Here is a 16,159-nt window from a genome sequence, read left to right as displayed (position 1 = left end):
ATGCATTCACAATTTCCAGTGTCTTACCAACCGATTCGTGATATTCAATTCGAAGGTTTACATTTAATTGAAGCTTCGGCAGGAACAGGTAAGACTTATACTCTGTCGAGTCTCATGGTGCGGATATTTTTAGAAAAATATTTGCCACATCAGGTGATTGCTACAACATTTACTCGCGCAGCAGCAGCAGAGTTAAAAACGCGGATACGCGCGCGTTTAGTTGAGGTTCAACAGTTTTTAGAACCATTTCGAAATGTATTGGAAGCGGATATTTATCAGTTTGCCTTGCAAGAAAATGATCCATTAAAGCAACATATTTTACAAACTTTCGCACCGCGTATTGCCTATGCTTGTGAACGGTTAAAGCTAGTAATAGATCAGTTAGATGAGTTATTTGTTGGCACATTAGATAGTTTTAGCCAGAAATTATTACGAGAATTCGCTTTTGAAAGTGGCAAGATCGAACGCGCGCAAATTACGGAAGATGCAAAAGCCTATACCCGTCAATTGATCCACGATGTACTGCGTGAATGGATTCAAGCCCAGCCCCAACCGTTGATTGATACACTTTACATGGTGGGCGGATTAAAGAATGTCGATTACTTTATTGGTATGGTCGAAAGTTCACTAAATTTTAGTTCAGCACAATTTAAGTTGCCGAATTTTCCTGAGATTGAATGCGCTCAACTGCAACAATGGCGGCAACAAGCGCAGCAAATTGAACTTAATTGCTTGGCTGAATATTTTAATTTGGATGGTGCGCATTATTCACATATCAATGGAACTTCTTTTCGTAATCATGCATTTAATAAACTGTTTAGTGAATCTCTGCCTCAACTATTAAAAACACTTACTGAGACGGAGAATTTACAAGTTTTTGATGCTTATTTTTCCAGTCAACGTGATGCCGCATTTAAATTTTTAGATAAGCTCAATGAGCAGAAAATATTTAAGAAATGTCCGGCTGATATTTCAGAAGGTTTTTATCAACATCCAACCCTTTTACAACTACAACGATTACTTCAATCTCTGCAGCAGACTCAACAACAATTCGAACAATTGCAAGTTTATTTAAAAGCTTATTTATGTGTTGAAGTCAAAAAACGTTTGCCACAAATATTACAACAAAAGGGGGAAACCACTTTTGCTCAGCAAATTAAAACCTTGTCAGATGCTTTAAAGGGTGAGCAGGGGCAACGTTTTGCAGTCTTTGTACAAGCCCGATATCCGCTTATTTTGGTAGATGAGTTTCAGGACACAAACCAAGATCAGGATGATATGTTGGCGAGTATTTGGCGGCATCCACAGCGTTATCAAAAGGGTTGCATGATTATGGTTGGGGACCGTAAACAGGCGATTTATGGGTTCCGTGGCGGGGACATGCTGACCTTTCTGAATGCCTATCAAGATATTATGGCAAAACAGGGACGCGAATATAAATTGATTCATAACCATCGATCAGTCAAAGAATTGGTCGAAGTGGTGGATGCTTTATTTCAACGACAAATAGATTTTGGCGAGCAAGTGATCTATGACCCGATTCAAGCAGGAGAGCGACCACATCCTGTCTTAATCGATGATCATCAAATTAATCCTGCCCCTTTACGCTGGTTACAGCTTGCGGACTCAAAAGAACAAGCGACTCAGGTCGCATGGAAAATTCAAAGTTTGCTCAATCAAGCACACTTAAATCAACTGTATCTTCAAGGTGAAACTCGGAAAGCAATTGACGAAGATGATATTGCTGTACTTTCACGTAGTCACAGACAGCTAGACGAAGTACAACAGGCATTGCAGCATTTGGGAATTCGTGTCAATCGACCATCAAAACGCAGCGTATTTGACTCGCCTATCGCACAAGATGTGGCAGCTTTATTGACGGCTCTACTTCATCCCTTTGATGAGGCTAAGTTGAAACGAGCCTTACTTAGCCGTTTATTTGGATTTGATCTTAACCGATTGTTAGTACTCGAGCAGAGCCCAATTGGGTTAAGTGAGTACATGCAATCCTTTGATGATCTTCGTGAACTGTGGATTAACCAAGGTTTCTTGGTGGCGTGGCAACAATGTCTAAATCAATTCGAGATTTGGCAGCAATTGGTGATCACTCAAAGTAAAGATAATGAACGTGCCGTGGTAAATTTACGTCATTTGACCGATATTTTGAGTCAGCATAGCGAACATGTACAAGGACCTCAGAATCTCTATCATTGGTATCTTAAACAGCTGAATTCGCCAAGTGATCGAGAGTGGGAACTGGAACATAAACTATCCAGTGAAGCTGGTGTACAACTCATGACGATTCATCAATCTAAAGGATTGGAGTTCAAAATCGTCTTTTTATTGGGTGCAAATAAATCACCCTCAAATCAATCAGAAGCTTTAAACTTTTCCACTACAGAGATTCAACTCCCTGAAACAGGACAAATCCGAACACAACGTGTCGTTGCGATCGCTGATAAAAATTTTCTTCAAGATACAGAAATCAATCAGCATCAACAACGCGCTCAAGCCGAACAAAACCGTTTATGGTATGTCGCACTAACGCGTGCTAGTCATCGTGTTTATGCTGTGTTTGAACCTGAAAAAGGGGATAAAGCCAAAGCATCTGCTTTAGCTTTTTGGAAAAATCAAGCTGAGGTTTTTCAGCACATCTATAGTGCGGATGAGGCGTGTCTTCAGGAACGTCCAGCAACTCTTCGTGCCGCAAAGATCTCTCAAGATTTAACACTTGCTGCACAGCCTTTACCGACACAACGTTTTTATGCACGCGGCAAAACCAGCTTTAGTTATTTGGCACAACATTTAAAACATAAAGCCAATCGTATGGATCGCTTGGCAAATATGGATCAGAATCTACAACAGGCTGAAGATGAATTAGAGCTCACACAAATCATCATTGATGAGAGACCTGTTTCGCAGCCAATCGCATGGATTAAACAAAATTTTCCAAAGGGTGCTTTGGCAGGTAATTTCTTACATGAGATTTTTGAGCTGATTGATTTTCAACAACCTGATACTTGGGTCGAAGAAATTCGTCGCCGTTTTAAGAATACTTATCAAAGTTTATGGTCTGATCTTTTTAGCTTATATCAACAGCAGTTTCCAGAACAGCCACAAGCTGAGCAGCTGTTATATCAGTGGATTGCGGAATGGCTACAAGATGTTTTGGCTACACCTCTGAATGGTGAGTTTCAGTTAAAGCAGTTAATAGCAGGACAGTATCTATCGGAATGTCCATTTTATCTGTCTTTATCTGATCGTGTATTAGCAATGCAACGCATACAGCAGTTGTTTGAAGAATATGACATTTATATGCCTGAACTATTGGAAGCGAAATCAGCACGTTATCTAAATGGTTCTATTGACTTGGTTTATTTTGATGGTCAGCGCTACCATATTGCCGATTATAAAAGTAATTATTTAGGTGCAGATCAATCAGATTATGCTGCTGAACAGATTGCTGACAGTATGTCATTGTCCAGTTATTGGCTTCAGGCAGGGTTATATTTAGTCGCTTTGCATCGCTATCTTCGCGTTAAACTGCAAAATTATAATATTGCAGAACATCTAGGTGGTGCATCTTATCTGTATTTGCGTGGTATGAATGGGCAAGCTCAGCAAGGCTATTTTTATTGGAAGCCAAATGATGAGTTTATTTTACGATTAGATGCAATACTGGGATATTTTTCTGAGGATAAAAATCAGAAAATAATGTAGATAAAGTGTGTAATTTTAAATTAAACAAAAGTTTATCTTGTGAATAAGTCTGTCTATAACCTTGTGGACAAGCGTGTGGGTAAGTTTGAGGATAACTCTGTGGACAAAAGAATTAGTCAGCAACCAGAACAAAACCAGTGGTTGAATGTGTGGAGTCGCTATCTTTCTCAAGCACCGTTCTCTCAATCTGCTCAACCATCGAATGCTGCGAAAATATTAGAGCAATTGATGGAAGCCAGTTTACAAGGCGACAGTTGTATTGATTTTGAAGCAATACAGCTTGAAGCATTAGGTGATCTAGCGGTTTCCAGTGAAATCGCAATGACTCAGGTTGCCCCATGCGTCTATGATCAGCAGGGCTTGGCATTATACCGATATTGGCAATTAGAACAACGCCTCGCTCATCAGATTTGTCGATTAAAGCGACGAATGGTACCAGAGATTGATATTTCTGTTTATCAACATTTATTGAGTGATGAATTTCAGCAGAAAGCTTTAAGTATGGTGCTGCAACAATGGCTCAGCATCATTACAGGAGGACCAGGTACAGGTAAAACTTATACTTTGGCACGCATTATTGCTGCATTAAATCAAACAATCCCTGATATTCGGATTGCCATGGCTGCACCTACTGGTAAGGCAGCGCAACGTATGCAAGAAGCATTGCAAAACTCATTTAAGGATCCCAAGTTGCTTGAGTCTGGGCTAGTAACGGATAACCTACGACACCAAAGTACCCAAACACTGCATCGATTGTTAGGAATGGGGAATCGACAAGTTCCACGCTTCAATCTCAAACAACCATTACCTTATGATGTCATCGTAGTGGACGAGGCGTCGATGTTAGATTTGAGTCTTGCGACCGCGTTATTTGAAGCGGTTCCTGAGTCATGTCGAATTATTTTATTGGGAGATGCCAATCAATTAGCATCCGTCGATGTGGGAGCAGTTTTAGCAGATTTACAGCAGGTGAAAGGCTTGGCAGATAATCGAGTAGAGCTAAAAAAAAGTCGCCGTTTTTCTGATGAAGCCAAAATTGGTCAGTTGGCTCGTTTTATTCAAGCACAGACGGCTTCTGCTGACTCTCATTTAGTTTTATCTAAACTTGAAAGTGAAATTGTAAAGCCTGCTTTACTTCAGCAGATTAAACTCAGTAAAGAAATGCCTGATTTTATTCAGTTGGAATATTTACCTGAGCAACAGGGTATAGATGCTGAGCAGTATCAACAAAAACTAATGTATGGCTTTCAAGATTATGTCGACGTATTAAAAAACTATATAGAAGCCGACCAACCAGAATCATATATTCAACAGGTTATTCAGGTCTTTGATGATTATCGAATTTTAGCGGCAGTGAAACATGGTGCTTTGGGGATTGAACAACTCAATCGCTATGCTGAACGTTGGGTGAATCAGCAGCTTAAACAAATTGCAGTTGCAGAATGGTATGTTGGACGCCCTGTGATGATGACCTATAACGACTATCAGTTAGGAATTTCAAATGGTGATATTGGGATTTGTTTTAAACATCGAAGCCAAGTACAACAATTTGAAGTGTACTTTCCGAGTTTAAATAAGTGGATTGCAGCACATCGACTACCGCGTAATATGCAAACAGCGTTTGCATTGACCATTCACAAATCTCAAGGTTCTGAATTCTCTCATACTGCAATTGTCTTAGATGCACATGCAGAAAAATTGTTGAGTCAGGAATTGATTTATACAGCAATTACAAGAGCGAAAAAAGTCGTGAGTATTTTAGCGACACAGAAATCATTACGAGCAGCCCTTACGATTCGAACAGTTCGTCGCAGTGGTTTAGTTCAAAAGATTAATTTAGACTGATTGTGAAATTATTCTTTAAAATGAGGGTTTTTGTAAGCAAAAGCTTACACAGATTCGAGATATTGTCGCTAGAGCTAAATACGTGTTTTTGAGATTATATAACCACAAACAGCCTAGCAAGGAATGCTAGGTAAATCGCACAAAGATAATAATAAAGTCGTTATGACAGCGAACTTACAGTGAGGTAAGTGATAAAAGAGGAAACTTACAGCCGCTAAGCCTTGTAGTTTTGGGAGAGACTACAGGGCTTTTTTATTTTCTTGATTTTTATTTATCTGATTTCATCAAATTGCAATTTAGTTTGTTTAACTTGCAACACGTTAATATTCACTCTGAGTCATTTTAATATTTAGATTATTATTTAATCTAAAAAAATGATTGTAGGACAACAAATTTGTATTATTAAGTTAAATGTTATACAGATCTGTACGTTTTTGCTTACACAGAGATAAGAAAAATGCTATTTTTCTCCACAATTGATTCTGAGAGAATAGTAAGCATAAAGAGGAACAAGCTCTAATAACTGCACAGTACACCAAGAAAATGATGTGCTGATATGCTCAGAGGGTTGAATGTAGCAAAACAAGAAAAGAAAATTAGAAGAATAGTGATAACTATAATTACGCGCAGAAGCCCAAGTCTAACTTGGGCTTTTTTATGCGTGAACGTTTCAGATTAAACGTTATCATTTTCAGTACGATCAGTTGCAAACAATGAGCGTCGCTGATTCTTTGGAATTTTTGGGCAGTTGGTAGAGATTTGATAGAGGGTCTTTGCTAATGCAGGTAAATGAGTTCCGACGACTGATTTGCCCGTTGTCAGTAGAGAAACACTGATGTCGCGCTCTGGGTCTGCCCAACATAAAATATTCGAGAACCCGATATGCCCAAATGCTTGTCCAGTCATTGGACCAAATAAGCCAATTGGATTGCTTCCAAGCATAGGTCCTAACGCATAGCGCATAGGGGCTAATAAGGTACGATCTAAGCTAACCCCAGAAGTTGGCAGGGTTGAACGGAATACCGTTTGTGGCGACATGATTTGTTTGCCTTCATATTCACCACCACTCAACAACATTTCAAAGAAACGTCCTGCTTGTTCAGCACTGGTGTAAATATTTCCCGCTGGACAGATGGTATCCATAAAACGGTTGTCATTGGTTACATCAACTGCAAGTTGTAGTCCACCACCTAATACGTGGTGTAGATAGTGATCCGCCCCTAAACTTGGATGGATTCCTGTGGCATAGTTTAATGCCGCATCGGCACGATATTCTGGTTTGAGACCGTAGTTAAAATAGTTAAGCCCCATTGGTTTTTCGATTTGTTCAGCCAAAAAGTCACGAACATTTTGCCCTGTTACACGTTTAACGATTTCACCCAAGATATAACCTGCGGTAACTGCATGATAGGCGAGGTGAGTACCTGATGGTGAAACAGGTTTAGCAGCACAAAGTAACTTTAAAACTTCATCTTGGTTGAACAGAAGTTCTGGTGTTACTTCTTGATCAATACGAGGGATTCCACCACGGTGAGAAAGTAAATGAAAAATGGTGGCACGACGCTTTCCGTTGACACCATATTCAGGGATATAGTAGCTGATTGGATCTAGTAAATTTAGATCACCACGCTCATCTAACATATGGATGAGCATCGCTGTGACCATTTTCGATGCTGAAAATAAACAAATTGGAGTATCTGGTGTTCCGATTTGCGCATCAGCAGCTAAACCTTCTGGAGCATTTCCCCGTGCATAGCCAATACTTCGGTTGAGTAGAATCTGTCCATTACGGCGTAAGCACAGGGTTACAAGCGGGTAATTACCTGTTTTATAAAGTTGTTCGACACTATTCCAAATTTTTTGGATTTGACGTTCCGTCATCCCACCCAATTCAGCTGCGACCTCATCTTTGGAGCGAATAACTTGATTCAGGTCTTTTGGAACATAACAGGTATTGGTAGATAAAATTTTCACGATTCCCTCGAATTTTTTCGTTTTCTTTCACTTCTGTTATAAATTGAAAACAGATTCATCCTAGTGTGCCGTTTTTGTTCAACGCTGTCAGCTGCCGAATTGCCAGTAAACATAAAACATTTTTGCAATATAACGATAGATCACTTAAAATAGCACCTTGCTGTAGTGATGCACGGCAGTCGGTTGCTCGCAACTGATCATTATCATTTAACTTTTAAGCATCTCGGAGAAATCGAATGGCTTTAACTAATACTGATCGCGCAGAGATCATCGCTAAATTTGCTCGTGCTGAAAATGACACTGGTTCACCAGAAGTACAAGTTGCTTTGTTGACTGCTCAAATCAATGATTTGCAAGGTCACTTTAAAGAGCACAAACATGACCACCACAGCCGTCGTGGTTTGATTCGTATGGTTAACCAACGTCGTAAATTACTTGACTACTTAAACGGTAAAGATCACGGTCGTTATGTTGCTTTGATCGGCGCATTAGGTTTACGTCGTTAATTCGATTTTACTTTGTTTTCGCTATTTCGCATGTTGTTATGCTTTATCGCTGAAAAGAGAGTTTCATCTAATTTATTTTAGGTGATTTTAAGAAGGGGCGCTTGTTCGCTCCTTCTTTGCGTTTAACTTTTTTAAATATTTGATCTAGTGCGATGGCTTCTAAGCTTTGTCATTTATCTACACAGCAGTTGTGGTCTGAATGCCAAACCTTAGGGGTCTCACTAGAATAAAATTAGGAAAATACAATACATGTCTATGTTTAATATAGTTCGTAAAGAATTCCAATTTGGTCAACACCAAGTTGTTTTAGAAACGGGTCGCGTTGCACGTCAAGCAAATACAGTTTTAGTCACTATGGGTGGTGTAACTGTTTTAGTTGCGGTTGTTGCGCAACCTAAAGCAAAAGCAGGTCAAGATTTTTTCCCGTTGACTGTTAACTATCAAGAAAAACAATATGCAGCGGGTCGTATTCCTGGTGGTTACGGTAAACGTGAAGGCCGTGCATCTGAAGCTGAAACTTTGATTTCACGTCTAATCGACCGTCCAATTCGTCCGTTATTCCCAGAAGGTTATTTCAACGAAATCCAAGTAACAGCAACGGTTGTTTCTTCTGATAAGACGATGGATGCTGATATTGCCGCTATGCTAGGTACATCAGCTGCATTATCAATTGCTGGTACACCTTTCCGTGGTCCAATCGGTGGTGCTCGTGTTGGTTTGATCAATGGCGAATACGTTTTAAACCCGAACTTTGAACAACTTGCACAATCTGATCTTGATTTAGTTGTTGCGGGTACAGAATCAGCAGTATTAATGGTTGAGTCTGAAGCGAAAGAACTTTCAGAAGACCAAATGTTGGGTGCTGTACTTTTCGGTCATGACGAAATGCAAATTGCAATTCAAGCCATTAAAGAGTTTGCTGCTGCCGCTGGCGCAGTTGAATCAACTTGGGTTGCTCCAGTTAAAAATGAAGAGCTTCGTGCAAAATTGAAAGAAGCTTTCGAAGCAAAAATTTCTGAAGCTTATACGATTGCAGTTAAACAAGATCGTTATACAGCACTAGATGCATTGTATGCTGAAGCTGTTGCACAGTTCGTTCCTGAAAATGACGAAACTGGTATCGCTGATGAAGTAAATGAATTATTTGAAGATCTTAAATATCGTACAGTACGTGACAACATCTTGTCAGGTAAGCCACGTATTGATGGTCGTGATACTAAAACTGTTCGTGCGATCGATGTTCAAGTCGGTGTATTAGATCGTGCTCACGGTTCTGCGTTATTTACACGTGGTGAAACTCAGGCGTTGGTAACAACAACTTTGGGTAATACTCGTGATGCGTTGATGGTTGATACCCTTGCTGGTACTAAGACTGACAACTTCATGTTGCACTATAACTTCCCTGCATACTCTGTAGGTGAGACTGGTCGTGAATCAGGCCCTAAGCGTCGTGAAATCGGTCATGGTCGTTTAGCACGTCGTGGTGTTCAAGCTGTTCTTCCTGCTGCTGATCGTTTCCCGTACGTGATTCGTATCGTATCTGATATTACTGAATCAAACGGTTCATCTTCTATGGCTTCAGTATGTGGTGCTTCATTATCACTTATGGATGCAGGTGTTCCACTTAAAGCACCAGTTGCTGGTATTGCAATGGGCTTAGTGAAAGAAGGTGAGCGTTTCGCAGTTCTTTCTGACATCTTAGGTGATGAAGATCATCTTGGTGATATGGACTTTAAAGTAGCAGGTTCAGCAAACGGTATTACTGCGCTTCAAATGGACATTAAGATTGAAGGGATCACTGAAGAAATTATGGAAGTTGCGTTAAACCAAGCATTTGCTGGTCGTATGCACATCCTTAATGAAATGAACAAAGTGATTTCACGTGCTCGTCCTGAAATTTCAATGCATGCTCCTACTTTTGAAGTGATCAGCATTAACCCAGACAAGATTCGTGATGTCATTGGTAAAGGTGGCGCAACGATTCGTGCCATTACAGAAGAGACTAAAGCTGCGATTGATATCGAAGACAATGGTACAGTTCGTGTATTTGGTGAAACTAAAGCTGCTGCTCGTGCTGCGATTGCAAAAATCCAAGCACTTACTGCTGAAGTTGAACCAGGTAAGATCTATGACGGTAAAGTAATCCGTATCGTTGAGTTTGGTGCCTTTGTAAACATCATGCCAGGTACTGATGGTTTACTTCACATTTCGCAAATCTCAAATGAGCGTATTGCAAACGTGACTGATGTATTGAAAGAAGGTCAAGATGTGAAAGTACAGGTTGCGGATGTTGATAACCGCGGTCGTATTAAGTTAACAATGAAAGATATTGAACAAGCGTAAGCTTCTCAATATACAAAAAGTCCGCTAAATGCGGACTTTTTTATGGCATCATCTTTTTAAAATTTAATCTGAACATTAGAGTTATGCAGCTTTATTATTTTTATCGACATAACAGTGAAAATACGATTTTTATTAGTGCAGAAGAACAAGCAGAACATCATCTAGAGTTTTTATGGGTCGATAGTTTAAGACAAGATTTAGTGAATCATAACGAGATGTGGCAAAAGAACATTTATGAGCATACTGGTGTGGTGCTCAATGAATTTCATATGCGAGATTTATTAAATATCGAACATCCGTGTGCTTTTGATAGTGTTGAAGAATATGATCTTCTGGTTTTTCGTAAGTTAATCACGCCAGATGACCAAATTTATGAAAATGAAGCATCTGAATCTCATGAAAGCGTTTTTGGTTTGGCGACAACGCCTATCAGTTTTATTTTAACGCCTCATATTTTGATTAGTCTTAGAGAGCAGGGCAATAAAGCGGTAGAGAGTTATATCCAACGTATTCAGATGATTATGGAAAAACCCATAGCTGAACAAAACAAACCGCGTAAATTACCAAGTACACCTGCTGATTTATCACTTCGTTTATTAAACAGTATGATTGATGGTTATCTAAATCTAAGAACCCCATTAACACGACGTGTTGAATATTGGCAGCAACAGTTATTGCAAGGAAATCGTCGATTTAAACAATGGCATCAGTTGTTTCATGAAGACATGGCATTTCAGCAGATTGAAAATCTATGTGAAGAGCAAATTGAAACTTTACAAGAGTTTCGGGATGAGCTTGTAGATAATTATCATCATGTGGTTGGAGAACATAAGCACAAAACTCAAGATATTCTGTTAGTTCGTTTAAATGATTTGATGAGTCATGTCGAACGCGTGCAAAAGCATACTTTGAGGCTTCGCAATGCTGTGCAATCTGCAATTGATCTACATTTTTCTGCGATTGCGAACCAAACTAACGAGAATATGCGAATACTTGCAATTATCACGGCAGTTTTTGCACCATTAACTTTACTTACGGGAATCTATGGAATGAACTTTGAGTTTATTCCTGGTCTTAAATCACCCGTAGGTTTTTGGATTATGTTAGGTGTGATGTTGCTGAGTACAGTCTTGCTACTTTATTACTTTTATCAGCAACATTTGGTTGGTCGTGGTGAGCGTAGTGTGATTGATTTGCTCGCACAACAAAATAAGCAGCGAAATATTAATCTGCTTTGGTTCTTAGATTATGAGCCAATCAAACAAACACTGAAGGAAGTTGAGAAAATGACCAAATTAAAATGATGAATTTGGTCTGTGTATTTTACTCAGTGGAAATGTTTGAGTTGTCTTCTTAATTGTTGGACTTCATCAATTAAATCCAACATTACTGCCACAGCTGAGAGGCTAGCATCGAAATCCCGTTGTAGGCGATAAGCACGACGAGCACGAGCCACATCTTCGCCAATGAATTTATAGCTTTGTGGATCAACTTTGATTTGTAAAATATCATAATCAATCAGTTTTAAAACCCAATCGGTACTTTGACCACACGCTTCAGCGAAGTGCTCAAGATCAAGAGCCAATTGTTCATCAATGATTTCAACTTGGCAGTGACCGTCATATTGAATTTCTTTGTATTGAATTGTTGTCATGATCTTACTCCTTATGAAGCACGTGGATTGAACGATGAGAAGGCTTCTGAGAATTGTTGATATGCCTTTTGTTCTTGTTCAGTTTGTGCCGTTGGTAAAACAATATTCACAATTAGATAAAGGTGCCCTGGATGTTTGTTTGGAATCCCTTTTTCTTTTAAACGGAGCTGTTGCCCATTTTTCGCCTGTTTAGGCAAATTTACTTTTAGCTGTCCTGCAGGTGTATTGACCTCAATACTTTGACCTAAAGCAGCTTCCCATGGTGTAACGTCAATAGTTTGGTAAACATCTACACCATCGACATGAATGCGGTTGGTATCTTTGTATTGGATTTCGATATATAGATCGCCATTTGGTCCTCCATTGACTCCTGATTGTCCTTGTCCACTGAGACGGATTTGTTGTCCTTCTTTCATTCCCTTCGGAATTTTCACCTCAAGTGTTTTACGTTGAATTTCGGGTTCACCATAGACATTGTAGGTCGGTATTTGTAATGTAATTTGCTGCGTTGAGCCCTGATATCCAATTTCTAAATCGATTTCAATACGTGCATGTTGGTCTTCACCGCGGTAACTATGTTGTTGACGTTGTGAGCGATGTTGACCACCCCCGAAACCAGCGCCAAAACGACCGAAGATGTCTTCAAAACCACTGAAATCAGCACCTGCCCCTGAACTTTGTCGATAATATTGTGCACCATCAAAACCACTTTGATTGTTTTGCCCAAAACCTGAGAAACCTTGAGGCTGATCGAGCATTTGGTCATATTCAGCTTTTTTGTCTGCATGACTCAAGGTGTCGTATGCGACATTGATGGCTTGCATTTTGGTTTCAGCATCGGCTTCTTTACTGATGTCAGGATGATATTTTTTTGCCAGTTTTCTATAGGCTTTTTTAATTTCATCTGCTGAGGCATCTCTAGAAACACCTAGCTCTTCATAATAATTTTTTGTCATGATATTAAATTAGGATAGTTATCTGTTTCTTTCATTATGAAACGAATCCAATTTAATGCAATGCATTCGATTGTATAAGACTTGTTTTAATTCAATTCGGATAATTTTTTATTTTTATTATTAGTGGCTTGGAATATTTTCTTATTAAAATATTTCTCGAAAAATATACTAATCAAACCATATCTGCGTTGGAAATATTAGCAATAAAGTAATCTTTAAAATCGCGGGTAAATTTTATTCAAACTAAGTGGCTTGAAATTAATCTGCAAAAAAAATGCCCAATCATTTGATTGGACATTTTTTGAAATTAACCCAGAAACATTGCACCTGAATTAACTCAAATGTTCACCGAACAAGCCCAAAGCTTCTTCCGCTGTAAACTCATAGCGTGTATTACAGAATTGGCAATCCATTTGGATTGGGTTTTGTGCTTCAAGCGTTTCATGAACTGCATGAACACCAATTTGAATCAATGCATTGGCACAACGTTCTTTTGAACAGGTACAGCCGAATTTGAGCTGTTCAACTTCTGGTAAGCGAACCTCTTCCTCATTGTATAGTCGATACAAAATCTCATTGGCTGGAAGATCTGTTAGTTCTTCTGATTTGAGTGTTTCAGTTAACATTCTCAAACGTGGCCATATATCTTCATCAACAAGTTTTTGTTCTTCCTCATCATTGCGAGGTAAGAGCTGGATTAAAAGACCACCAGAACGCTCTCCACTGGTTGCTAGTACAATATGTGTTGGGATTTGCGCTGACAAATCATAATATTGCATTAAACAACCTGCTAGAGTCGGTTGATCAAGAGGTACAATCCCTTGGTAACGTTCACCATGTTCAGGTTCGATATTGATAAAAAGAACAGGGTTGGTGAGGGCTGCCAAAACAGTTCGACTGTCACTACCTTCATTAAATCTTGGATCTTCTTCGTAATCAGCTAATGCACGTACTTCACCTAAATGATTACACTCCGCCATTGCCCATTTGAATGTCCCGCTCGCCTGAATTTGTAGGCTGATGCGCCCACGAATTTTAAGCGTGCTTGCAAGTAATGCCGTTGCGCTGAGCATCTCACCTAAAAGGCTTTTAACCGCAGGCATGTATTCTCTTTGAGCCAAAATCGTTTGTAATGTTTCTTCTAGATGAACCACTTCACCACGAACAGGACAGTCTTCGATATAAAAGCGTTGGCGTAAATCAGACATATTTTTCTCCAATACCCCGTTAGGGGAAAACAAAGCAATGCTTTGCCTTGAAAAGCGCTTATGGCTTTATAAGAAGGTGAATGGTTATGCAGTCAATAATGGTGTCAGTTTACGAAAACTCAAGATATTTCCTGCTGAGAATTTGCTTCACTTTGTGTATTTTGCTCATTCATCAAACGATGTTTTGCAGAAATAGATGTGTTTTCAAATAAATATTCAAGTTCTGCAAGTGCATTCGGGTAACGCTCTATTTGATCGTCTTCATCATATGTACTGTAATGCGATCTCAAAAGCACCTGATCGTGCTGTTTAAACTCTTCAATTCGAGTTTTTGTCTCATCAATTGATAGACCTGTTTCTATCAGCACATCTTCTGCCATACCTAAAGATGAGAGATAGGTTTCACGATAAATTTGTTGCACGCCTAATTGATGCAGTAGGTGTGCATGATGTCGATCACGAGCACGTGCAAATAAAATTAATTCTGGATAATTCAAACGAAGGTGACGAGCGAGATTCATACTATCCTCAACATCATCAATCACTAAAATTGCCAGCTTACAGTGTTCTATACCAGCGATACGAAGATTCTCGATTTGAGTCACGTCAGCATCAATAAAGCGATGTCCATATTGTTCTATAAAATGAGCAGCAGGTTGATTGCTATCAATGACGCTAAAGTGTTGACCTTGAGCATGTAATACTCTAGCGATGATTTGCCCAAATCGCCCGAAACCTAGAATTAGAATCGGATGTTGCGCAACTTCGTCTGAATCGGGCTGAACTGGCTTTTTCAAGATCAAAGGTAAAACTTTAGAATTCACCAGCCAAAATAAAGGTGGAGTCAAAAGCATTGACCCAAATACCACGACTAGAGTTGGCTGTAATATTTGCGTACTGATGACTTTTTCACTTTCTGCAATTTTGAGCAAGATAAAGGTCAACTCTCCACTTTGTGCCAGCAATATAGCGGACAGGTTACTGAGTTTTAGTTGGCGTTGTTGAAAATAGCTTGTCACTCCAATAATGCCTGCTTTAATCACCACAAGCCCAACGATCGCAGCGACAATAAAAACAGGAGTTTGGAATAAGGGATTGAGTGTTAGGTTCAATCCTAAAGCAAAAAACAGCAGTCCGATGAGCGCATGTTTAAAAGGTTGAATAAAGTTTCCGATCTCAGTACGAAAATCAGTTTCAGCGAGCACCAGACCTGCTAAAAAAGCAGCGATTAAGATATGAATATTTAAAATCTGTAGTATCAAAAAAATACTGAGTACAACCAGCGTGCTAAGGATGGGAAGAAGTTCAAGACTTTTATGACGCGCTAAATAATGAAAAGCTGGACGCACTAGATAGCGGCTTGCTAAAAATAACCCCGAGATTGTTGCAATGATTGCAGCAAAATAGGCGATACCATGACGTGTAGTTGCGGTATCTTCGAGTAATGGAAAAAGGATAATAAGGATCACAGCAAAACAACTTTGTAGTTGAACTGCGGTTAAACTATTTTGTCCTAATTGACTATGAACCTGATTTTTTTGCTCTATAAATTGTTGTACTAAAAAGACAGATGAAAAGCTCAGGGATAGCCCCAAAAGACAGCCTAGTAACAACTGATCCAACAAGAGAAAGCATACGACACAGAGGACAATGCTAATCAAAGCCAAAGGCATAGCATAGAGCTTTAAGACATGATGACGTTGTTGCCACAGTTGTTTAGGTTTTAAATAAAAACCTAGGAAAAACAAAACAGCCAACATGCCTAAGTCGGTTAAAAGTTGAATTTCATCAACATCATCAATCAGTTTGAAAACACTAGGACCTAACAACAGTCCTGCAATCGTAAAGCCTAAAATCGTTGAGAATGTATAACGCTTTGCGATTGGTGCAAAAATTAATGTTGCTACGAGGAAAAAAAGGACAGTAATCAATAAAGACATTTAATGCCTCGAA

Annotated in this window: 10 protein-coding genes; 5 read left to right on the top strand and 5 right to left on the bottom strand. The window is 39.3% G+C overall.

Annotation, left to right across the window (positions count from 1 at the left end):
* Window positions 1-3,720 (top strand): UvrD-helicase domain-containing protein, encoded by a 3,720-nt coding sequence (locus tag Q9Q86_RS10740; RefSeq protein WP_112987106.1) that lies wholly within the window; start codon window positions 1-3, stop codon window positions 3,718-3,720.
* Between the two features lie 99 nt (window positions 3,721-3,819).
* A complete protein-coding gene (gene recD / locus Q9Q86_RS10735) occupies window positions 3,820-5,565 on the top strand; it encodes an exodeoxyribonuclease V subunit alpha (protein WP_205669700.1) in 1,746 nt (581 codons plus the stop codon).
* Between the two features lie 675 nt (window positions 5,566-6,240).
* On the opposite strand, the gene Q9Q86_RS10730 is transcribed toward recD, so the two are convergent.
* On the bottom strand, window positions 6,241-7,539 hold the full coding sequence (locus Q9Q86_RS10730; RefSeq protein ID WP_112987108.1) for a serine hydrolase: 1,299 nt from the start codon (window positions 7,537-7,539) through the stop codon (window positions 6,241-6,243).
* A gap of 236 nt (window positions 7,540-7,775) precedes the next feature.
* On the opposite strand from Q9Q86_RS10730, the gene rpsO reads away from it, so the two are divergent.
* The 3 genes from rpsO to Q9Q86_RS10715 all read left to right on the top strand — a co-directional run bounded on the left by rpsO (window position 7,776) and on the right by Q9Q86_RS10715 (window position 11,692).
* On the top strand, window positions 7,776-8,045 hold the full coding sequence (rpsO, locus tag Q9Q86_RS10725; RefSeq protein WP_004656162.1) for a 30S ribosomal protein S15: 270 nt from the start codon (window positions 7,776-7,778) through the stop codon (window positions 8,043-8,045).
* A gap of 255 nt (window positions 8,046-8,300) precedes the next feature.
* Window positions 8,301-10,388 carry a polyribonucleotide nucleotidyltransferase gene (gene pnp / locus Q9Q86_RS10720; RefSeq protein WP_171053834.1) on the top strand — a complete coding sequence of 696 codons (2,088 nt, stop codon included), beginning with the start codon at window positions 8,301-8,303 and terminating at the stop codon, window positions 10,386-10,388.
* Window positions 10,389-10,471: 83 nt separating this feature from the next.
* Entirely contained in the window at window positions 10,472-11,692 is a 1,221-nt protein-coding gene (locus Q9Q86_RS10715; RefSeq protein WP_004916768.1) for a magnesium transporter CorA family protein, read from the top strand.
* A 23-nt stretch (window positions 11,693-11,715) separates the two neighbouring features.
* Here Q9Q86_RS10715 and Q9Q86_RS10710 read toward each other — a convergent pair whose 3' ends face one another.
* The 4 genes from Q9Q86_RS10710 to Q9Q86_RS10695 all read right to left on the bottom strand — a co-directional run bounded on the left by Q9Q86_RS10710 (window position 11,716) and on the right by Q9Q86_RS10695 (window position 16,146).
* Window positions 11,716-12,042, bottom strand: a complete 327-nt coding sequence (locus Q9Q86_RS10710; protein ID WP_004957551.1) for a chaperone modulator CbpM — start codon at window positions 12,040-12,042, stop codon at window positions 11,716-11,718.
* Between the two features lie 11 nt (window positions 12,043-12,053).
* Complete coding sequence (locus Q9Q86_RS10705; RefSeq protein WP_112987109.1) at window positions 12,054-12,998, bottom strand: DnaJ C-terminal domain-containing protein; 945 nt, start codon at window positions 12,996-12,998, stop codon at window positions 12,054-12,056.
* A 332-nt stretch (window positions 12,999-13,330) separates the two neighbouring features.
* Entirely contained in the window at window positions 13,331-14,206 is an 876-nt protein-coding gene (gene hslO, locus Q9Q86_RS10700) for an Hsp33 family molecular chaperone HslO (RefSeq protein ID WP_112987110.1), read from the bottom strand.
* Window positions 14,207-14,325: 119 nt separating this feature from the next.
* Entirely contained in the window at window positions 14,326-16,146 is a 1,821-nt protein-coding gene (locus Q9Q86_RS10695; RefSeq protein ID WP_112987111.1) for a cation:proton antiporter, read from the bottom strand.
* Window positions 16,147-16,159: the final 13 nt, after the last annotated feature.

The sequence above is a fragment of the Acinetobacter sp. A22 genome (assembly GCF_030913345.1).
Classification (GTDB): Bacteria; Pseudomonadota; Gammaproteobacteria; order Pseudomonadales; family Moraxellaceae; genus Acinetobacter; species Acinetobacter junii.
This window is presented reverse-complemented; position numbering and strand designations above follow the sequence as displayed.

Excerpts from the sequence above, each read along its gene's own strand:
- Q9Q86_RS10740 (WP_112987106.1), top strand. The coding sequence starts at position 1 with ATGCATTCACAATTTCCAGTGTCTTACCAACCGATTCGTGATATTCAA.
- rpsO (WP_004656162.1), top strand. The coding sequence starts at position 7,776 with ATGGCTTTAACTAATACTGATCGCGCAGAGATCATCGCTAAATTTGCT.
- pnp (WP_171053834.1), top strand. The coding sequence starts at position 8,301 with ATGTTTAATATAGTTCGTAAAGAATTCCAATTTGGTCAACACCAAGTT.
- Q9Q86_RS10715 (WP_004916768.1), top strand. The coding sequence starts at position 10,472 with ATGCAGCTTTATTATTTTTATCGACATAACAGTGAAAATACGATTTTT.
- Q9Q86_RS10710 (WP_004957551.1), bottom strand. The coding sequence starts at position 12,042 with ATGACAACAATTCAATACAAAGAAATTCAATATGACGGTCACTGCCAA.
- Q9Q86_RS10705 (WP_112987109.1), bottom strand. The coding sequence starts at position 12,998 with ATGACAAAAAATTATTATGAAGAGCTAGGTGTTTCTAGAGATGCCTCA.
- hslO (WP_112987110.1), bottom strand. The coding sequence starts at position 14,206 with ATGTCTGATTTACGCCAACGCTTTTATATCGAAGACTGTCCTGTTCGT.
- Q9Q86_RS10695 (WP_112987111.1), bottom strand. The coding sequence starts at position 16,146 with ATGTCTTTATTGATTACTGTCCTTTTTTTCCTCGTAGCAACATTAATT.